16 protein-coding genes are annotated in these 21,878 nt (G+C 39.4%); 12 read left to right on the top strand and 4 right to left on the bottom strand.

Going from position 1 to position 21,878, the window contains the following annotated elements; all coding sequences use genetic code 11:
* Nucleotides 1-90: 90 nt before the first annotated feature.
* Nucleotides 91-1,275 (bottom strand): DUF4317 domain-containing protein, encoded by a 1,185-nt coding sequence (locus L8T27_RS16595; protein WP_233318536.1) that lies wholly within the window; start codon nucleotides 1,273-1,275, stop codon nucleotides 91-93.
* Nucleotides 1,276-1,542: 267 nt separating this feature from the next.
* On the opposite strand from L8T27_RS16595, the gene L8T27_RS16590 reads away from it, so the two are divergent.
* Entirely contained in the window at nucleotides 1,543-3,612 is a 2,070-nt protein-coding gene (locus tag L8T27_RS16590) for a 5'-nucleotidase C-terminal domain-containing protein (protein WP_237941906.1), read from the top strand.
* Between the two features lie 58 nt (nucleotides 3,613-3,670).
* Here L8T27_RS16590 and L8T27_RS16585 read toward each other — a convergent pair whose 3' ends face one another.
* Nucleotides 3,671-5,926 (bottom strand): MMPL family transporter, encoded by a 2,256-nt coding sequence (locus L8T27_RS16585; protein WP_481858853.1) that lies wholly within the window; start codon nucleotides 5,924-5,926, stop codon nucleotides 3,671-3,673.
* Between the two features lie 124 nt (nucleotides 5,927-6,050).
* Complete coding sequence (locus L8T27_RS16580; RefSeq protein WP_233318541.1) at nucleotides 6,051-6,677, bottom strand: TetR/AcrR family transcriptional regulator; 627 nt, start codon at nucleotides 6,675-6,677, stop codon at nucleotides 6,051-6,053.
* Between the two features lie 342 nt (nucleotides 6,678-7,019).
* Between L8T27_RS16580 and adhE the strand changes: the two genes are divergently transcribed.
* Complete coding sequence (gene adhE / locus L8T27_RS16575) at nucleotides 7,020-9,632, top strand: bifunctional acetaldehyde-CoA/alcohol dehydrogenase (protein ID WP_237941904.1); 2,613 nt, start codon at nucleotides 7,020-7,022, stop codon at nucleotides 9,630-9,632.
* A 38-nt stretch (nucleotides 9,633-9,670) separates the two neighbouring features.
* On the opposite strand, the gene L8T27_RS16570 is transcribed toward adhE, so the two are convergent.
* Complete coding sequence (locus tag L8T27_RS16570) at nucleotides 9,671-10,702, bottom strand: HD-GYP domain-containing protein (protein ID WP_233319481.1); 1,032 nt, start codon at nucleotides 10,700-10,702, stop codon at nucleotides 9,671-9,673.
* A gap of 291 nt (nucleotides 10,703-10,993) precedes the next feature.
* On the opposite strand from L8T27_RS16570, the gene L8T27_RS16565 reads away from it, so the two are divergent.
* The 10 genes from L8T27_RS16565 to lgt all read left to right on the top strand — a co-directional run bounded on the left by L8T27_RS16565 (nucleotide 10,994) and on the right by lgt (nucleotide 21,861).
* Nucleotides 10,994-11,281 carry a hypothetical protein gene (locus tag L8T27_RS16565; RefSeq protein ID WP_237941903.1) on the top strand — a complete coding sequence of 96 codons (288 nt, stop codon included), beginning with the start codon at nucleotides 10,994-10,996 and terminating at the stop codon, nucleotides 11,279-11,281.
* 293 nt (nucleotides 11,282-11,574) lie between these two features.
* Nucleotides 11,575-12,429, top strand: coding sequence for an STAS domain-containing protein (locus L8T27_RS16560; RefSeq protein ID WP_233319477.1), 855 nt, complete (start codon nucleotides 11,575-11,577; stop codon nucleotides 12,427-12,429).
* 36 nt (nucleotides 12,430-12,465) lie between these two features.
* Nucleotides 12,466-12,696, top strand: coding sequence for a CsbA family protein (locus tag L8T27_RS16555; protein WP_233319475.1), 231 nt, complete (start codon nucleotides 12,466-12,468; stop codon nucleotides 12,694-12,696).
* Nucleotides 12,697-13,006: 310 nt separating this feature from the next.
* Nucleotides 13,007-14,986: an excinuclease ABC subunit UvrB gene (gene uvrB, locus L8T27_RS16550; RefSeq protein ID WP_237941902.1), complete on the top strand. Its 1,980-nt coding sequence runs from the start codon at nucleotides 13,007-13,009 to the stop codon at nucleotides 14,984-14,986.
* An 8-nt stretch (nucleotides 14,987-14,994) separates the two neighbouring features.
* The gene (uvrA, locus tag L8T27_RS16545) at nucleotides 14,995-17,871 is read left to right on the top strand and encodes an excinuclease ABC subunit UvrA (RefSeq protein ID WP_237941901.1); all 2,877 of its coding nucleotides are present in this window, start codon (nucleotides 14,995-14,997) and stop codon (nucleotides 17,869-17,871) included.
* Nucleotides 17,872-18,207: 336 nt separating this feature from the next.
* Nucleotides 18,208-19,317, top strand: coding sequence for a DUF4097 family beta strand repeat-containing protein (locus L8T27_RS16540; protein ID WP_237941900.1), 1,110 nt, complete (start codon nucleotides 18,208-18,210; stop codon nucleotides 19,315-19,317).
* 18 nt (nucleotides 19,318-19,335) lie between these two features.
* On the top strand, nucleotides 19,336-19,521 hold the full coding sequence (locus L8T27_RS16535; protein WP_237941899.1) for a PspC domain-containing protein: 186 nt from the start codon (nucleotides 19,336-19,338) through the stop codon (nucleotides 19,519-19,521).
* 6 nt (nucleotides 19,522-19,527) lie between these two features.
* Entirely contained in the window at nucleotides 19,528-19,890 is a 363-nt protein-coding gene (locus L8T27_RS16530; protein WP_237941898.1) for a phage holin family protein, read from the top strand.
* A 186-nt stretch (nucleotides 19,891-20,076) separates the two neighbouring features.
* Nucleotides 20,077-21,003 (top strand): HPr(Ser) kinase/phosphatase, encoded by a 927-nt coding sequence (gene hprK, locus L8T27_RS16525; protein ID WP_233316620.1) that lies wholly within the window; start codon nucleotides 20,077-20,079, stop codon nucleotides 21,001-21,003.
* 42 nt (nucleotides 21,004-21,045) lie between these two features.
* Nucleotides 21,046-21,861, top strand: a complete 816-nt coding sequence (lgt, locus tag L8T27_RS16520; protein WP_233316631.1) for a prolipoprotein diacylglyceryl transferase — start codon at nucleotides 21,046-21,048, stop codon at nucleotides 21,859-21,861.
* The last annotated feature ends 17 nt before the right edge of the window (nucleotides 21,862-21,878 follow it).

Here is a 21,878-nt window from a genome sequence, read left to right as displayed (position 1 = left end):
TTTTAGGAGCCGAGACTACTAAAAGATAATATAGTTTAAAATTAAGGTTCTGACGGCAGCCTTGCACAGTCAGAACCTTAAATATTTCATTCATTCATCCTTCGGGTTCCCTACAAAAGCCTCTGGAATCATCGTAAATCCTTCAATCACCGTATCTTCTTCTACTTCAATCATTAAATAGCGTTTGCCGCTGAATTCTACTTGTTTAACATAGCGTAAATCTGGCGGGCTGATAGCGATATTAGCAATTTTCGTACTGATTTTAATAGATTTAGAGGTGAATTTAGGCAAAATATTGCTTGCTTTGAGCTCGTATTTGTCATCATCGATAATCTTTTTAAAGGCAAATTCGACTTTTTCTGTGCTTATATCTTCTACTCCGCTCATCTTCAAGACTTGTTCCACGTCTTTAGAGTCCAATTTAGGCGGTTCTTCTTCTTCATTTTCTGTAATCATGCGGTTTATTTCTTCATAAACGTTCGAGAGGGTGGAGGTATTTAATTGGTCACCAGTTACATCTTTTATAATTTCTTCGAACACAATTTTATCATCTTGTGCTGTCATAATTTCTTCTCCGTTTAAAACCTCTTCAATAAATGCATAGTCAGGTTCATGAACCTTGCCAGCTGCATAGAGGATATGGTTAACATCCGCTGCATTGTCTGTAAAGCATGGGAAAAGGAAGCCGCCCATTGGAGCATGAAGATTAATGATTGGATCTAATACGATATTGTATTTAAATTCTCTATCAACATAATCGAACAACAGCTCTTTTTTAGGATCTTGTGTGTTATTGATGCTGCATAAAATAAACGAATGAGAGAAAACAGTATCCCGTTCATTTTCCTCCGACTCTTCACTGCGGCGTTTCATCGGCTTTATATACTCTCCGCGAATGAAAGTGACAACAATATCTTTTTCATATTGTCTGATTGCGAGCATTTTTTCTACAATCTTTAACATTTGGTCTTTCCAATCATCGACCTCACTGCTTAGCAGTCCTTGATGGAGAATAAGCTGGCTGCTGTTCTCAGCATCTCTCTTAAATTTGAGTTCAAAGAGCTTTTCATCCATTTGACCTGCGAGCATTTTTTTAAAATTATTTAAAAACAGCTCTTGCTGATCTTGATCAAGCATAGCGAATGGCTGGCTTTGGGAATGAAAAATTTCGCTTGATTCTTTCATGATATAGACATTAAAAATATCAGAGATTTTCAATTTATCATTGTTTATCTTGAATTGTTTTCGTATGTTTCCTACGTCTTTCTTGTTCATGATTTTTATACACTCCTAAGCTATCACGATTGGCTATTTTGGCAAAACAATTTTAGTCATTCATTTATATTAACATATTTAATTAATAGAATATAAGGGAGGAAAAAGGTCGTATTATAGAGAATATTTGAAAGGATATTGTAGATTTACGTAGTTTCACAAACTTTTAACAACAGGTTAATACAGTATATCTACAATATAGGAGAATCGTTGACAAAATATGCGATAAATGTCGTGTTAACGATAAAAAAAGGAGGAAATTTTAGAATGAAAGATAGGAATCAAATGGCTGTACTGGCAAGTATTTTTTCAACATTAGCATTATTGGTATCTATAATTCTACCAACAAGTACATATGCTGCTGAATCAAATGATAATTATTCCTTAACGATTATGCATATGAATGATACACATGCACACGCAGACCTTATGCCAAATATGGTTACGGCAATTAAAGAGGTTCGAGCTGCAGATCCAAATGCACTACTATTTAACGCAGGAGATGTTTTTTCAGGAACATTATATTTCAATCAGTTTAAAGGCCAAGCAGATTTAGCACTACTAAATTTAATGGATATTGATGCAATGATTTTTGGAAATCATGAATTTGACTTAGGTTCAGGGGAAAATGGCCATAAGTCCTTATCTGAATTTGTTTCAAAAGCAAATTTTCCTTTTTTAAGTGCTAACGTAGATTTCTCTGGTGATGCGTATATGGCAAGCAAAACAAATAATTCTTATACAGAATCTCCGGAAGATGGAATTGTTTATAACGGTATGATTAAAGAAGTAAATGGAGAAAAAGTTGGTATCTTTGGATTAACAACAGAGGACACAGCGAATATTTCCAGTCCTGTTAATGTGAAATTCCAAAACTATATAGAGAAAGCAAAAGAAGCAGTTGCAGCATTTGAAAGTAAGGGAATTAATAAAATTATTGCTGTAACACATATTGGTTATGACAGTAATCCAGAAATGGGCAATGACTTACAATTAGCTAAATATGTTGATGGAATTGACGTTATTGTGGGTGGACATTCTCATACACAATTGAATGAGCCTGTAGTTATTACAGCGGATGAAGCTGGTGCTGCAAAGGATCCAACTGTAATTGTACAAGCATACCAGTATTCAACATTGCTGGGAGAATTAAAGGTAGACTTTGATGAAAATGGGGTAGTTGTCGGTCAAGCTGGTCAATTAATTGATGTTGCATCAAAAGCAGCAGATGCAGAAGCGGCAGCTGTACTGGCGCCATATAAAGCGGAAATTGATAGTTTAACAAATCAAGAAACAGGGGCAGTTGCCAAAAAACCTTTATTAAACCCACGTTTAACAGACAGTGAAGTTAGTGTGCGGGCAAATGAAACAGAACTTGGAAATCTTGTAACAGATGCTATGCTTGCAAAAGCGAAAGAAAAAAATGAAAATGTTGTCATTGCCATGCAAAATGGGGGCGGAATCCGCGCTGCAATTGATGAAGGACCTATTACTACAGGCGAAGTTATTGCCGTATTGCCATTTGGGAACGATCCTGCATTTGTCCAGCTGACAGGTGAGGAAATTAAACAAATTTTAGAATATAGTGTGCGTTTAGCGCCAGCGGAAAGCGGCGGATTCCTCCATGTATCTGGAATGAAATTTACGTATGACAGCACAAAAGAAGCTGGTTCTCGCGTAGTTTCGATGCAAGTAAAAGTAAATGAACAGTATGAAGACATTAAGGCAGACCAAACGTACTTAGTAACTACAAACAACTTTACCGCAAAAGGCGGAGATGGTTATGAAGTATTTGCTAAAGCCTATCAAGAAGGCCGAGTTCAAGATATGGGTGCAATCGATTGGGAGCAGCTACGCGATTATATGGTTGATAACTTAAATGGAGAAGTAGATCCTCAATTGGAAGGACGTATCATTGATACACTAGGAAAAGCAGTGGAACCAGAAACACCGGTTGATGAAGACGACGGTAATCAAGACGATGACAATGGACCAGAAACACCAGTTAACGATGGTGATGATAATTCAGATGATGATAATGGTTCAGAGACTCCAGTTACAGACGACAATAGCGATAATGGTGATGACATTCCAGCAAAAGATGATGGCAAGACTGATGACAGTGCAGACAATGGAGCAGCACCAGGTTCTGACAATGATCAAAACCAAAATGTAACTCCAGACAAAACGTCAGACGATAAAGCAACGTCTGGAAATACAGCTGGAAATGCACTTCCGAATACTGCTACAAACAATTATACGATGCTGTTAGTCGGTGGACTGCTGTTTGTGGTTGGTATTGGAGTACTGGTTTATAGAAAAGTAAGACATGCTTAAAGAGTGATAAAAAGAGACCTAGTAGATTGCTTCTACTAGGTCTCTTCTATTATTAATCTTAGACTGTTTGATTTTTGTTCTGCTTTTCTAACTCTTGCTCATTGCTTTCGTGCAAATGTTTCGTTGCTGGCCAGAAGGCAGCTTTTTTGCATAGTGCAGTGATGCTAGGAACTAAAAATGGACGAACTACAAACGTGTCGAGAAGCACGCCAATAGCTGTGATTGTTCCGAAATGAACCAATATTTGAATTGACAATGTTGTTAAGACCATAAAGGTTGCGGCTAAGATAACCCCTGCTGAAGTAATGACTCCGCCGGATTCTGCAACCCCTTCTTTAATCGCCTGGCTAAGAGGCATTTCTTTACTTTTCTTCCAAATGCTCGAAATCATGAAAATATTATAATCTTCCCCGAGTGCCACAATAAAGACAAAGGCGTAAAGCGGAATAAGTCCTTGGATTGCCTCTACTCCAAAACCGTAGTGAAGAATAACCCAACCTAAGCCTAATGCGCTGAAATAAGACAACAGCACTGTTGCAATTAAATAGATTGTAGCAGTGATTGAACGTAAGTAGGCAAGCAGAAGGACGGCAATCATAGCAACAATTACTGGAATGACAAGACGTGCATCACTGTCAGTCGTTTCCTTCGTATCAAGCTGTTCTGCTGTTATGCCCCCAATCCAGACTTTCTCACTGCTTTCAGTGATGCCATTGTCAGCAAGAGTTTTTTCAACCGCTGCACGCAAGTCAGGGAGCTCTTCCATTGCTTCATTAGAATAAGGGTTTGTGTTTAATTCAACAGAGTATTTAAACAAGCCCGAATCATTTTTTGCTTGTTCTCCTTCTGAAACATTTGCAACAAATGGAAGGTCATTTAATACATCTTCAACAGGAATATCACTACCTTCTGTTTGGACAACAACCTCTGCAGGAGCTAGTTCACCAGCTGAGAAATGCTCAGAAATAATCGTGAATCCTTCCCTTGATGGCATATCGTCAGGGAAAGAGGATAATGTGTCATAAGTGGATTCCATCTTTAATGACAGTAAAGCAAAAACACCTAAAAATACTGTTGTAATAATGGTTACTTTCCATGGATGATTTACAGCAATTTTGCCGATGAATTCGCCAAGAGAACGAGACTTTTTCTTCTTCTTTACTGGTTTTGCTTTTTCCATCTCTGGTGTTTTAGGCATGAATGGGAAGAAAGAAACTCTTCCGAAAATAGCCAAAATTGCTGGCACAAGTGTTAAGCTTGCGACCATCATGATTAAAATGGAAAGACTGAAAGGCACAGCAAAGCGCTGTATCGAACCATATTCTGCGAGCAAAAGAATAATCAGGGAGAACACAACGGTCAATCCGCTCATTGCAACTGCTCCACCTGAACGGCGCAGGGCATTTGCCATGGCGATTTCCTTCTTCGTTTCCACTTTTAGCAAGCTTCGGTATTTGCTTATGAGGAACAAGCAATAATCAGTTCCAGCACCAAAGAGAAGAACCGTCATGATTGCGATGCTTTGTGAATCGAATTCAATCCAGCCAGCTTTGCCCATTCCGCCTAATACAGGACTAATTACTAAATAAGCTATCCCAACTCCAATCAGCGGGATGATTGCTAATATCGGAGAACGATAGATAACTAAAAGACAAATAAGCACAATAACGACTGTACCAATCAGCAAGGACAAGTCGCCTTGGCTGAATAGTGCGGCTGCATCAACAGCAATCCCCACAGGACCTGTAGTTCTGGCAGACAGTGTATCTTCATCATTTATATCTGCTTTAAAAGGATCTGTGCTGAAAATGTCAGACGCTGCAGTTTGTAGCTCTTCCAGACTTTTTTCCAGCTCTGCTGTTGTTGTAGACTTCTCGAACAATACGGGAAGGACAATGGTTGTTTCATCCTCTGATACTTGCTGCTGAACTGCTTCAATCGGCAGCTGGTGAAGTGGGATAACACTTTGCTGGTGGACAACCGGTTCCTCCGTTAATTTACCTGCCAGCTCTTGAATTTGCGTTAAATCATCATTTGAGAGGCCGGTATCTCGATGAAAGGTAATCAGGGCCGGTGTTCCTTGTTCATTTGGAAATTCTTTATTAATAATAGCTTCTGCTTCTTGAGAAGGTGAATCTTCAGGCAAGTTTGCAGCATTCTCATTTTTTTGTGAGCTTGCTTGCGGCAGTGTTAAGCTTAGGACAAGGACAAGACAGATCCAGGCAAACAGTGTAATCCATCTTCCTTTTTTCCCTGAAACAAATCGGAAAACGGTAGGGATAAAATTTTTCACTTTTTCTAGCTCCTTTATCATTGTTATTATGATGAACTTATCAATTGATAAGCTGGAAGAAAAATAATAGCTTATCAACTGATAAGGGAATCAAAAAAATATAATGCTGCTCTTGTTAGAATAAGAAACAGCAATGAATATAGGGTTAAGCAATACCGCTTAAAAATATTTGGACAATGAGCTTAGCTTTTTTATCTATGATAGCTTTTTGCTCAGTCTCTGATAAGCGTTTCATATATTCAGGCAAAAGAGCAGACTTTATCATATTCAATAATAGAAGAGATACTTCAAAGCTGCTGCTGTCTATCTTTTCAAATGATCCAATTTCCTTATTAGCGACAGCTTCCTCAAACATTCTCATAATAGGTGCAAGAAAGCCTTTTTGCCAATGGGAGTTAATGGTTTTTTTGACATCTTCCGGCATTTCATGATGAAGATCATGAAACATTTGCATTAAATCTTCTTCGTAATTCTGCATGAAATAGCTGGCTAGATGAAAGATGCGCTGCTTAATATCTGGATAATCGGCGGCTATTTTGTAAAGATAGTTTTCTGTCTGAAGAATGGAAGCTTTCAGAACCTCAATGTAAATCTCTTGTTTATTTTGGAAGTGATGGTATAAAGCAGGCTGAGTAATGCCACAGGCTGCTGCAATTTTCCTTGTGCTTACAGCACGATAACCAAGCTCCATAAATAAGGTAGTCGCTGCCTTAATAATCAAATGATGTGTATCCATTGTCTGTGACTGCAGCTCTTCGTGATCCCTTTTCATTTTGTTTCCTTTCTATTACCCAATAAAATGATTTATCACTCGATAAGTATAAGAGAAATTTAAAAAATATGCAATTGTGAACAATAGGTGAACAAGTTTGTGAAATGATGAACAAATCGAAGAGAACCTATTGCAGTTTGATTGGAAAGTGATTAAGATATGCTTGTAAGTAAAAATTATTGGTTCTAAAGGGATAAATATCCAAATTCTTTGTGGTTATCCTTTAAAAGATAAACCGGGTCATAAAGCTGACAATTCGGTTTTTCTTTTAAAGTTAACTTGTGAAATTATTCACAAACTATATTTGTTTCGAAAAAGGAAAAATTCTGGAGGGATTAAAAGATGTCAACTGTCGAAAAGGATGTAAAGCTAAAGCAGGAAGCTGCAGATGTGCAGGCAATTATTGATGAGATTGCTGAGAAAGGCAAACAGGCGCTGGATGAATTTTATAAGCTTAATCAGGCTCAGGTTGATCATATAGTCAAGGAAATGGCATTGGCAGGACTCGATAAGCATATGTACTTGGCAAAGCTTGCAGTTGAAGAAACTGGAAGAGGGATTTATGAGGATAAGATTACGAAAAATATTTTTGCTACTGAATATATTTATCACAGTTTAAAATATGACAAAACGGTCGGAATAATCAGTGAGGATGATGCGGCCGGAATCTTTGAAATTGCTGACCCAATCGGTGTTATTGCAGGTGTCACACCTGTGACAAACCCAACTTCCACAACGATGTTTAAAGCCATTATTGCTATTAAGACACGCAATCCGATAGTCTTTGCATTCCACCCATCTGCACAGGGCTGCAGCAGTGAAGCAGCAAAAATTTTAAGGGATGCAGCAGTTAAAGCAGGTGCACCTGAAAATTGCATCCAATGGATTGAAAAACCATCCATTGAAACGACAAAGGCATTAATGAATCATCCAGGAATTTCTATGATATTAGCAACAGGCGGACCAGGCATGGTTAAGTCCGCATACAGCTGCGGAAAACCAGCTTTAGGTGTTGGAGCTGGGAATGTACCTTGCTATATAGAGAAAACAGCTAAAGTAAAACGAGCAGTCAATGATTTAATCTTATCCAAAACTTTCGACAATGGAATGATTTGTGCATCTGAACAGGCGGTTATCGTCGATCAGGAAATTTATGAGGAAGTGAAAGGTCAGCTTATCCAAAATGGCTGCCACTTCTTAAATCCAGAAGAGCAAAAGAAGGTAGAAAACCTAGTTATCAATGTAAATACATGTGCAGTAAACCCGGATATTGTTGGCAAGCCTGCCTATGAAATTGCAGCAATGGCTGGAGTGCAAGTTCATAAAGATACAAAAATTTTAATCGCTGAACTGGAAGGAGTCGGACCAGCATATCCTCTTTCCCGAGAAAAACTAAGTCCTGTCCTTGCATGCTATAAAGCTGAATCAACAGAAGAGGGACTGAAGCGAGCTGAAGAGATGCTTGAGTTCGGCGGATTAGGGCATTCTGCTGTCATTCATTCAGAGGATGAAGATGTAACGAAAGAGTTTGCCTTAAGAATGAAGGCATGCCGCATTATCTGCAATGCGCCATCTTCCCAAGGAGCAATCGGGGATATATACAATGCGTTTATGCCGTCCTTAACGCTGGGATGCGGATCATATGGAAAAAACTCAGTTGCCACTAATGTAACAGATGTGCATTTATTGAATGTAAAAAAACTTGCTAAAAGGAATGTGAATATGCAGTGGTTTAAAATTCCGCCAAAGATATATTTTGAAAAAAATGCTGTTCAGTATTTACAAAAAATGAAGGATATCTCACGTGTCTTTATCGTAACAGACCCCTATATGGTCAAATTCGGCTATGTGGATAAGGTGCTTCATCATTTAAGACAAAGATCAGACCTTGTTCAAGTCGAAGTATTCTCTGATGTTGAACCAGATCCATCTTTAGATACTGTTGTCAGAGGAACGGAAATGATGGCTAAATTCCAGCCTGACTGCATCATTGCATTAGGCGGAGGTTCACCGATGGATGCGGCTAAAGGAATGTGGCTGTTCTATGAACATCCCGATGAGGATTTCTTCGGACTTAAGCAGAAATTCCTTGATATAAGAAAAAGAGTTTACAAGTATCCAAGTCTTGAAGGCAAATCAAAATTTGTAGCGATACCGACAACATCTGGAACAGGCTCTGAGGTCACGTCCTTTGCCGTTATTACAGACAAAGAAAATAATATTAAATATCCGCTGGCAGATTATGAGTTAACACCAGATGTTGCCATCGTTGACCCGCAATTTGTAATGACAGTTCCTCCTGCTGTTACAGCAGATACAGGCATGGATGTACTGACACATGCGGTAGAGGCTTATGTTTCCAATATGGCTAATGACTACACAGATGGATTGGCTGTTAAGGCGGTGCAATTAATTTTTGAATACTTGCCAAGAGCTTATCGCAACGGATCTGACGAGGAAGCGCGTGAAAAGGTTCATAATGCCTCTACCATTGCGGGCATGGCGTTTGCAAATGCATTTTTAGGAATAAACCACAGCCTAGCCCATAAGCTGGGGGCAGAGTTCCACATTGCCCATGGCCGTTCAAATGCGATACTAATGCCGCATGTTATTCGCTATAATGCGGAAAAACCAAAAAAATTCACAGCATTTCCTAAATATGAGCATTTCAAGGCAGATGAGCGCTATGCTGAATTGGCAAGAATACTTGGGCTTCCTGCCAACACAACAGAACAAGGAGTAGACAGCTTTGTTAAAGCAGTCATCCGTTTGGCAAAAGAGCTCCATATCCCAATGAGCATTGCTGCTAATGGAGTTGATGCAAAAGCCTTTGAAGAAAAGGTGGACTATTTGGCAGATCGAGCCTTTGAAGATCAATGTACAACAGCAAATCCTAAGCTGCCATTAGTTGCAGACTTGGCCGATATTTATCGAAAAGCGTATAAAGGAGTATGAGTAAAGACAAAAGACCACAGCTTATCTGTGGTCTTTTGTTATGCCTGCCTATCTATTATTTTAGTAGAAGCTGATTTACGCAAATCCAAATAGTCATCCTCAATACGGACAAGAGGTAAATGGGGCTCATTTGGATGAATAAAGATAATCTCCGCTGTTTGCTCTGTATTTAGTTTCACCTTTTTAAAGAGCTGCTTTCGCATAAGATACGAAACAAAAGGAATGACGATTGCGGGATTGATGGCATTTCCATGGGCCTCATCAATTAGCTCATTGATGGCCTCGAAATATGTCTTTTTCTTTTGATGCCACGTACTTGAGCACATACTATTAAAGATGTCGGCAACGGAAATAATTTGAATCATAAATGGTATATCCTTTTCTTGCCGGTTAAGTGGGTATCCTTTGCCATTTATTTTTTCATGATGAAGCAGAGCTGTTCTTGAGATGATGATATCTAATGAGTTAATCGAGAATAGAATACTTTTTCCTAAAGTCGTATGTTTTTGGATTTCTTTATATTCTGAATGAGTCAGCTTTGTCTTCTTATTAAGAATTTCATCTTTGATTAGGAGCATTCCAATATCGTGAAATAAACCCATTTGGCTTAGTAAGTGACAGTTTCTATTAGAATAGCCTAGTATTTGTCCAATGAGCGCGGAAATAATGCCGACATTGATACTGTGCTTGTAGATAGAGTTGCTGGTATGCGTATCATCGAGAATAAAGTCTAGAATGGTAATGTCATGTAAGGCAAGGTCGATAAGAATCCTATAGTCAGAGAGTAACTCCTCAAGACCTTCTTCACTTTTGTTGATTAATGAGGCAAAAGTTTCTTCCACTTGTGTAAAAATAGCAAAGTAAGCTTGTTCAGCAGACAAAGCCTCACTAGTTTCGGAAATAGAAGTCAAACTAGAAACATCAACTTTGTGGTTTAAAAGAAGATCAATATGGGTATCTTCCAAAACAGCGCCTTTTTTTAGCAGCAAAAGACCTTCGATGGAATTTGAAAAGATATCTTCTTTTAATTGGGTTCCGATATATTGTGCTTTTATTTTTTCAATATCCATATTGATTCCTCCTCATAGTAAATCACGAAGCATTTAGCAGTGTATGAAATGGGAAACGGGGTAAATATTTGTATATACATTATGTAGTAAATTTTACCTTACAAAACGGGGAAGTGGAATAGACTATTTCCCTAGCATGTATACGACATTGTTCCTAATTTCCTTCCATAATAGGAGGATAATGCCTTTCGTGATTGACCTCTACTAATCAAGTAGATATATTTACACTTAAATAAAAAGTTTCTAATTTTTAAGGTCTGCAAGTGTTTGTAACTAAAGTGAGGTGCAACTATGTATAAAGAGGATTGGACACAAGGGATGAATACTAGACAAAGTGGATTATCAAGATATGAATATCATGTAAATATTCTGAGGAAAGAGTTAATGCAATGTCGGACAATTAAAATTCCGTATAAGAATATATCTATAAGCCATCATGAATTGGCGGAATGGATCATAGAAGAACTTACTCCGCAAGAATTGAATGAAATAATTGTGATGGTGAGCAATGCAAAAAAAAGATCTTCGTCCGTGAAGCCTCTTTTTCAAGTAATTGCCACTGGACTGATAAAAAACTAAAGACAGGTCTTTTGGAAAAATAGTTCCACATAACCTACCTGTTTGATATAAAGCTGCAAGCTGCATTCTAGGGATTCCCTTTCTAATAGTTTGGTCAATAGCTTAATAAAGCTGCCATTTGATTCATTGATAGTCAAGCTGCTTTGCTGTTAGATACTGCCCATATATAGTACAATTGCTATTGGTTATATCCTTCCACATAGTGAATGCACAGGCTGCTATGAAACTGGCGGAATTAAAAGCTTGTTATTTTGAGAGATTGAACTGTCGCTTACCTTTAGGAGGAGAATTACGTGTCTGACTGCAAAAAAGAATTATATAATTATTTAAATGAACAGATAGAAAGTATGGCAGAGGAATGGCTAAAGACGTTAAGTACAAATAAATCAGCATTCTACAGGATTGAAGAGGGCCAGCCGATTAAAGAGGAGCTGGTTAACAGCTATCATACGCTTGTAAAGAATGTACTGCATGTCTTTCATTCAGAGGAAACTGTTTATAAAGCAAGTATTTCGGAGTGGGCTGTAAAGGTCGCCAAACAAAGATCTCAGGACGCTGTACCGATACTAGAGTCGATTGAACAGCTGACATGCGTCAAATCTATCTTAATTAAATATATTCAGAAATTCGCAGAGGAGTCTCAAGAGAATTTCAGTATCAGCAACATGTTCAATTGGTTGCGTTTAACAAATTATGCCTTTGATATTTTTACAAATATTTTTATAGAATACTACGATAAATTTAAGCATCAGCAGCTTTCTGCACAGCAGGAGACCATCTATGAACTGAGCAGCCCTGTCATCCCGATTACAAAGGGAATTGGAGTGCTGCCGTTGTTAGGGGATATCGATACGCAAAGAGCTAATATTATTATGGAAACTACATTGAAGCAGTGTAATAATAATAATATGGAAAAGCTGTTCATTGACTTATCTGGCGTACCAATTATTGATACAATGGTAGCACAGCAAATTTTTCATGTTATCCATGCTTTAAACCTGATTGGTGTTACAGCTTACCTTTCAGGCCTGCGTCCAGAAGTGGCACAGACTGCGATTCAGCTCGGTGTAGACTTCAGCAGGATTCCAATCTTTAATAATCTTGCCAGTGCTTTATCCAGACTTGGCATTACGGTTATTGAAGGATAATAACGCTCAAGCAAAAAAGAGGTGTATCAATATAAGATGATCTATTTAGCTGCACTTATTTTTCCCGGATTATTAGTTATGCTTTTTACAAGGGTGGCTTACAATCGAGTAGTTGCTTTAGTGCTTACGGTTGCGTTGATCGCTGCCTCCGCGTATAAGGGATATACGAATTCCTTTTTGCTGATTGTGATTGATGCATTTTCCCTGACTGTGGGGTTTTGGCTTAGCGGCAGACTGAAAAAACAGAGTGCTAAAGCCGCTGAATAAATAATGAAAAGAATGACCTTCTTTAAACAGGTGAATGTTTCCTTCGTGGAGAATCATCCTAAGGAAGGGCATTCTTTTTTTATTTAAAAAACAACAAAAAATAAAAAAAAGGGGAATATTCGTTCGCGTATTATTGGTTTGAATAGGGAAGTTTGTGGTAGAATGGTGATATATAAAATCTTAAATTTGGATAGTTTATAAGATGTGTCTTAAATAGATTTTTGAATTACATTTACATATACAGCCCCTATTAATCATTAGGAAAATCAATGAAACCTATAGTACAGAAGGAAGAAACAGGAGGATTACAGTGACCCAAGAATTCGAATTAGTTTCTAAATATTCCCCTGATGGGGACCAGCCCGAGGCAATTAAACAGCTCGTTTCTGGAATAAATTCGGGCAAAAAAATCCAAACGCTCCTTGGTGCAACAGGGACAGGAAAAACATTTACTGTCAGCAATGTTATTAAGGAAGTAAAAAAGCCGACATTGATCATTGCACATAACAAGACATTGGCAGGTCAGCTTTACAGTGAATTCAAGGAGTTTTTTCCGAACAATGCGGTTGAGTATTTTGTCAGCTATTATGATTATTATCAGCCTGAAGCATATGTGCCGAGCACAGATACTTTCATAGAAAAGGATGCCAGCATAAACGATGAGATTGATAAGCTTCGTCACTCAGCGACTGCCTCGCTGTTTGAGAGGGAAGATGTCATCATCATTGCTAGTGTTTCCTGCATCTATGGCTTAGGTTCTCCTGAAGAGTATAAGGAAATGGTGGTGTCTCTGAGAGCAGGTATGGAGATTGAACGCAATCAGCTCCTTCGCAGGCTCGTTGATATCCAGTATGACCGTAATGACATTGACTTTAAGCGGGGAACGTTCCGCGTAAGGGGAGGTGTCGTCGAAATCTTCCCAGCATCCCGTGACGAGCGCTGCATTAGAGTGGAGTTTTTTGGAGATGAAATCGATCGCATCCGTGAAGTGGATGCATTGACAGGAGAGATTTTTGGAGAAAGAAATCATGTTTCCATTTTCCCAGCTTCCCACTTCGTTACACGAGAAGAGAAAATGAGAATAGCAATAGAAAATATTGAAAAAGAGCTGGAAGAGCAGCTTGAAAAGCTCCGGGAGGACAATAAGCTGTTAGAGGCACAGCGACTTGAACAACGCTGCAGATATGATTTGGAAATGATGAGGGAAATGGGCTTCTGTTCGGGAATTGAAAACTACTCCCGTCATTTAACATTAAGACCTCCAGGCTCGACACCATATACATTATTAGACTTCTTTCCGAAGGACTTCTTGCTAGTTATTGACGAGTCCCATGTTACATTGCCGCAAATCAGAGGGATGTATAACGGAGACCAAGCGCGCAAAGGTGTGCTTGTTGAACATGGATTCCGACTGCCGTCAGCCATGGACAACAGGCCATTAAAGTTTGGTGAATTCGAGGAGCATATCAATCAGATGATTTGTGTTTCAGCAACTCCTGGACCATATGAGCTGGAGCATACTCCGGAAATGATTGAGCAGATTATCAGACCGACTGGCTTGCTTGATCCGACGATTGATATCCGACCGATTGAAGGACAGATAGATGATCTGATTAGTGAAATTCAGGAACGCATTAAAAAGAACGAAAGGGTACTTGTAACTACCTTAACGAAAAAAATGTCCGAAGACTTGACGGATTATTTGAAGGAAATCGGCATAAAGGTTCAATATCTCCATTCTGAGGTAAAGACCTTAGAGCGGATTGAAATTATCCGGGAGCTTCGTTTAGGCAAATATGATGTACTTGTCGGAATCAACCTGTTGCGGGAAGGACTGGACATACCGGAAGTATCTCTTGTTACTATTCTGGATGCAGATAAAGAGGGCTTCCTCCGTTCTGAGCGTTCATTGATTCAAACAATCGGCCGTGCGGCGAGAAATTCGAATGGCCATGTCATTATGTATGCAGATAAAATGACAAACTCGATGGAAATAGCGATAAATGAAACAAAACGGCGCCGCGCTATCCAAGAAGAATATAATGAAAAGCACGGCATTACGCCACAGACGATTCAAAAAGGAATCAGAGCTACAATAAGAGCAACACAGGCGGCAGAGGAGCCGGAAGAGTATACAGCATCTGCTAAGCTGGAAAAGTTGACGAAAAAAGACAAAGAAGCAATGATTGCACAAATGGAAGCAGAAATGAAGGAAGCTGCAAAAGCTCTCAACTTCGAAAGAGCTGCAGAACTCCGCGATTTGCTGCTTGAGCTTAAGGCAGAGGGGTGAAGGCTGAAATGGCAAAAGATAAATTGATTGTTAAAGGTGCAAGGGCACATAATCTGAAAAATATTGATATTACTATACCAAGAGATAAGCTTGTTGTAATCACAGGACTGTCAGGCTCAGGGAAATCCTCTCTTGCTTTTGATACTATCTATGCAGAAGGACAAAGGCGCTATGTTGAGTCTTTATCAGCATATGCACGCCAATTCCTTGGGCAGATGGATAAACCGGATGTTGATTCAATTGAAGGTTTGTCTCCTGCCATTTCCATTGACCAAAAGACAACGAGCCGAAATCCGCGGTCGACTGTCGGCACGGTTACAGAAATATACGACTATTTGCGGTTGCTGTATGCCAGAATCGGCAGGCCGGTTTGTCCGGAGCACGGGGTTGAAATCACTTCGCAAACAATAGAACAAATGGTTGACCGCATATTGGAATACCCTGAGAGAACCAGACTTCAAGTGCTTGCACCTGTCATTTCCGGCAGAAAAGGGGCGCATGTGAAAGTGCTGGAGGATATTAAGAAGCAAGGTTATGTTCGTGTCAGAATAGATGGAGAAATGCATGAGCTGAGCGATGATATTGAGCTTGAGAAGAATAAAAAGCACAATATTGAAGTGGTAATTGACCGCCTTGTCGTTAAAGAAGGGATCTCTCAGCGTCTTGCTGATTCCCTTGAATCTGCTCTTCAGTTTGGCGGCGGAAAAGTAATTATTGACGTGATTGGAGAAGAAGAGCTCCTGTTCAGCGAGCATCATGCCTGCCCAATCTGCGGTTTTTCCATCGGAGAGCTGGAACCGAGATTATTCTCCTTCAACAGTCCGTTTGGGGCATGTCCTGAATGTGACGGTCTTGGATCGAGGTTAGAGGTGGATGTTGAACTGGTTATTCCTAATCCGAATCTCACATTAAAGGAAAACGCGATAGCACCATGGGAATCTATCAGTTCCCAATATTATCCGCAGCTTTTGGAAAGTATCTGCAACCATTATGGCATTGACATGAATATACCTGTTAAAGATATTCCGAAACCAATGCTGGATAAAATTCTTTACGGCTCAGGCAAAGAAAAAATCCATTTCCGTTATGAAAATGATTTTGGCCAAGTAAGGGAAAATGATATCCAGTTTGAAGGTGTTATTCGCAATGTGGAAAGACGATATAAGGAAACAAGCTCCGATTTCATCCGGGAACAAATGGAGAAGTATATGGGGCAGCAAGATTGTCCGACTTGTAAAGGCTACCGTTTAAAAAGGGAAGCTCAGGCAGTATTTGTGAACGGCTTGCACATCGGCCAAGTGACGGAAAAATCCGTCCTTGAAGGGAAGAACTTCTTCGAAAATCTTACTTTAACACAAAAGGAACAACAAATAGCCAATCTAATTCTGCGGGAAATCTCAGAGCGTCTTGGTTTCCTTAATAATGTTGGTTTGGATTACTTGACACTTAGCAGAGCTGCAGGAACTTTATCCGGCGGAGAAGCGCAGCGAATCAGACTTGCTACGCAAATCGGTTCACGGCTGACAGGCGTACTTTATATACTAGATGAACCGTCTATTGGGCTACATCAAAGAGATAATGACAAATTGATTGATACATTGAAGCATATGAGGGACATCGGAAATACGCTAATTGTTGTAGAGCATGATGAAGATACAATGATGGAAGCAGATTATTTAATCGATGTCGGTCCGGGAGCAGGGGTTCACGGCGGACAAATAATTTCAACGGGAACTCCACAGGAAGTAATGGAAGATGATAATTCCATAACCGGTCAATATTTATCAGGTAAAAAGTTTATTCCACTGCCGCTTGAGCGCAGAAAAAATGACGGCAGGGTTCTGGAAATTATCGGAGCAAAAGAAAACAATCTCAAAAATGTCAGTGTGAAAATACCGTTAGGGGTGTTTACAGCAGTCACAGGCGTTTCCGGATCGGGAAAAAGCACGCTCGTAAACGAAATTCTTCATAAAAGCCTTGCCCAAAAATTGAACAGGGCAAAGGCAAAACCGGGTGAGCATAAAGAAATAAAAGGAATTGAGCAGCTTGAAAAGGTAATTGATATCGACCAATCTCCTATCGGCCGCACACCTAGATCCAATCCTGCCACATATACTGGCGTATTCGATGATATCCGGGATGTTTATGCTACAACGAATGAAGCGAAAGTTCGCGGTTATAAAAAGGGCAGATTCAGCTTCAATGTTAAAGGCGGAAGATGCGAGGCTTGCCGCGGAGATGGAATCATCAAGATTGAAATGCACTTCCTGCCAGATGTGTACGTCCCATGTGAAGTCTGTCATGGAAAACGATATAACAGGGAAACGCTAGAAGTGCAGTACAAAGGGAAAAATATTTCCGATGTGCTTGACATGACAGTCGAGGATGCTGTTTCCTTCTTTGAAAATATCCCGAAAATTCACCGCAAGCTGCAAACGATTGTCGATGTAGGGTTAGGATATATCAAATTAGGACAGCCAGCAACAACACTGTCAGGCGGTGAAGCTCAAAGGGTTAAGCTTGCTTCTGAGTTGCACAAAAGATCATCGGGTAAAACCTTCTATATATTGGATGAGCCGACAACAGGCTTGCATGTTGATGATATATCAAGGCTGCTAGGTGTCCTGCAGCGTCTTGTCGACAATGGAGATACTGTGCTTGTAATTGAGCATAATCTTGACGTTATTAAAGCGACAGATTATATTATCGATCTTGGTCCAGAAGGAGGAGACAAAGGCGGCACTATTTTGGGAAGCGGCACACCAGAAAAGATCGCTGAGCTTGAAGGCTCCTATACAGGAAAGTATTTAAAACCAATTCTGGAAAGAGACCGTCTGCGTATGAAGCAAAGCATTAAAGATGCAGAGGAAATAACAACAGGATAAGGCATCCTGCCCTACCGGCTTTTGGATATTACTCCAGAGGCCGGTTTTTTAATACTTAACTTCCAGGTGGACATTATTCTTAATTTTATATAATGCTCATACGATAGAAAGAAATGCTCAATTCCCAGCTTAGATGAAACTTTAAGATTGTTTCATTCGTAATAATAGGAAAGGGAAGAACAAGAGGTATCACAGCTTTCCTTAGTTTTACATTTACTTAACGTTCTAAACAGAAATACACAGACAGAAAAAAGCAGCTGCATTTATAGCTATGCTTAAAGTTTTACTCAAGTAGGGAAACATATACCACTTAGGGATAGAATGGAGGCAATATTAATGGCGGATGAAAAAAGAAGAATACTGCAGCTTTTAGAGGAAGGCAAGCTGACAATTGATGAGGCGTTGTCGCTAATAGAAAAGGCAGAGGAAGCAGATTTAGCTAAAACACTAAAAACCGACGATGAGAGTTTTGATGAGTCTGTATTTCAGGAAAAGAAAAAAGAACCATATCAGCAATCGGCATTTAAATTCCAGTCAGCTAAAGATAAACTGTTTGATTTTGTAGATACTGCCGTAAAGAAGGTTAAGGAAGTGGATCTCGATCAGTTAAATATTACGAGACATGAAGAAGTATCGCATATTTTTCAGTTTACAGAGGTATTCCCGAAAAATATCGATGTTGACATTCCAAACGGTGAAGTAGAGCTTATTCCTTGGGATCAGCAGGAGATTCGGATTGAATGCAAAGCGAAAATCTACAGGGTCGATTCCAGTGAGCAGGCGAAGGATTTATTTTTAAAAGAGGTAAAAGTAAAGGCGAAAGAAGATGCTCTAGAGATAAAGGTGAACCATAAATGGATGAAGCTGCAGACGAAGCTATATGTTCCAAAAAATACGTACCACATCGCAAAAGTAAGACTGTTTACCGGATCCATTAAAACATATGATCTTTTCGCAGATCAGGTTTATGCGAAAACAGCAAACGGGAAAATTACAATAAATGCCGGGCAAAGTGAAAAGCTGGAAGCAGATTCAGCAAACGGCGGTATAGTAATTGAAAACAGTGTGATTCAAGAGCTGGACGGGGAAACATTGAATGGAGCTATAAAGGCTGAAGGCTTTTTCAAAAAAGTTGATCTTCAATCCTTTAATGGCAATATCCTTTGCATCGACCATTCGGAAGAAATTGAGGTGCTTGAGTTAAAAGGGACAACAGGCAGCATTGAAGTTCAGCTTCCAGAGGAGCTTGCCGTAACAGGTAGCTTAAAGACTAATTTTGGCGGATTTAATGTTGAACTTGAGGGTATACAAATAATAGAAGAAAAAAATGATGTGCTCCAAAAAGTGATGGAATTTCAGTCTATTCAATCGTTGGATAAACGAACAAGAATAGAAGCGAACACAAAAACAGGTTCCATCAAAATTAAGAAACGGGAGCAACAGTAATCTTCGAAAGGAGATAAAATGAAGAAATTGATGCGCTCAACAAATAATCGGAAACTGGCAGGAGTAATCGGCGGACTTGCAGAAAGTATCAATATTAATGCAAATCTGTTGCGAGGAATCTTTCTTCTAGCACTGATTCCAACTGGCTTTTCGCTAGTGCTGATTTATTTGATTATGACATTTGTTCTTCCAAATGAGGTGTAGGAAAATATGAAGTGGTTGTTAGGTATTGTTATAAATGCCGTGTTTTTTATTGCATTGGCGGGTTTGTTCAAAGATTCTTTCTATCTGTCAGGCATAGGAGCTGCAATTGGGGCTAGTATCATTTTGTCATTGCTTAATATTGTGGTGAAGCCTATCCTGATTTTATTGACACTCCCTGTAACAATACTTTCGTTAGGTTTGTTTTTATTTGTGATCAATGCGATCACACTCTCATTAACAGATCGTCTAATGGGAGACAGCTTTGAAATTTCAAGCTTTGGCATGAGCCTTCTAGATAGCATTCTGCTTTCCCTGTTTAATATTATTATTCAGAACACGATGCTTAAAAGTGGCGAGAAAAAAAGCTGAAAGCAACGAAAAAGGCGGTGCTTATGCACCGGCCTTTTTTTGTTTTTTAGTATTTGTAAAAGGCTTGTGAAAAACGATAATTAACATAGTCAGAATCTAGCATAAATTTAAAGAATAATGCTAAAATAAGATGATGCGAAAATGTATTTAATATAACAGCATTGAACCTTTGAAGGAGGAACCCCATTGGCTAAGGTATTAATAAAAGAAGTAATGGAAGAGTTTGATTTAGAACTAATCAGCGGTGAAGAAGGAATTAATAGACCGATTACGGTAAGCGATATATCTAGACCTGGACTGGAGCTTGCAGGTTATTTTGATTATTATCCTGCAGAAAGGGTGCAGCTTCTTGGCAAAACGGAGCTTACGTTTGCGGAAAAGCTAAGTGAAGAAGAGCGGGAAACAAGACTTACAAGACTGTGTAATGACATCACGCCGGGAATTATTATTACAAGAAATAAAGAGGTTCCGGCTGAACTAATTGAAGCATCGGAAAGAAATGCGGTGCCTGTTATGCGTTCAAAACAAAAAACATCTTTATTCTCAAGCAGACTGACTAATTTCTTAGAGCGCAAGCTTGCACCGACTACTGCCGTTCATGGCGTACTCGTTGACATCTATGGTGTGGGCGTACTGATAACTGGAAAAAGCGGTGTTGGTAAAAGTGAAACAGCTCTGGAACTTGTTAAAAGAGGGCATCGCCTAGTAGCTGATGACTGTGTTGAAATCCGCCAGGAGGATGAAGGTGTAATTGTTGGAAGATCACCTGAGTTAATTGAGCATCTTCTAGAAATCCGCGGACTTGGTATCATTAATGTTATGACATTGTTTGGGGCTGGAGCAGTGCGAAGCGACAAAAAGATCTCCATCGTTATGTCACTTGAGCTGTGGGAACAGAACAAGCAGTATGACCGTTTAGGCTTGGATGAAGAGAAGATGAAAATCATTGATACAGATGTGACAAAGCTGACAATTCCTGTACGTCCTGGACGAAACTTGGCAGTTATCATTGAGGTTGCTGCGATGAATTTCCGCCTGAAACGAATGGGTGTTAATGCTGCACAGCAATTTACGAATAAGCTTGCAAACGTGATATCTCACGAAAATGAATGATAGCCTAATAGAGATAAATACACAGGGGAAAGGTGAGGAATAATAGTGGAGAATATACAGCCAATTGATCCTATTGCATTTTCAATAGGAGGCCTTGATGTCCGGTGGTATGGAGTAATCATCGGTACCGGACTCGTTCTGGCTTTGATTTTGGCCATTCGCGAAGGAAGCAGAAGAGGGCTTGGGAAGGATGATTTCCCTGACCTAATGCTATGGGCCATTCCAATTTCTATCATATCAGCACGTATTTATTATGTTATTTTTGAATGGGACTACTATAGTAACCATTTAGGCGATATACCGAAAATTTGGAATGGCGGTATTGCTATTCACGGTGCATTGATTGGAGCAGTTGTTACCACATACATATTTACAAAGAAAAGAGGCATTTCTTTCTGGAAAATGGCGGATATTGCAGCTCCAAGTATTATTTTAGGTCAAGCAATTGGCCGCTGGGGCAATTTTATGAACCAGGAAGCTCATGGTGGGGAAGTCAGCAGATCATTTTTAGAAGGACTTCATTTACCTCCATTCATCATTGATCAAATGTATATCAATGGTACGTATTACCATCCGACATTTTTGTATGAATCGTTATGGAATATCGTTGGATTTATCATTTTAATTGTTTTAAGAAGAGTTAACTTGCGAAGAGGCGAAATCTTCTTAAGCTATGTTATTTGGTATTCAATCGGCCGCTTCTTTATTGAAGGTATGAGAACAGACAGCTTAATGGTTGGCGACCTTAGAATGGCACAGCTTATTTCCCTGGCGCTCATTGTGTTGTCGGCACTTGTCATTGTTTACAGAAGAAAATCAGGATTAGCAAGCGAGCGTTATTTGGAGAATAGTAATTAGAAGTGAAGAAAGGAAGA

This window comes from Niallia sp. Man26 (assembly GCF_022049065.2).
In the GTDB taxonomy this organism is placed as follows: domain Bacteria; phylum Bacillota; class Bacilli; order Bacillales; family Cytobacillaceae; genus Niallia.
Note: the sequence above shows the minus strand (reverse complement) of the source record. Positions and strands in the feature narration are given on the sequence as shown.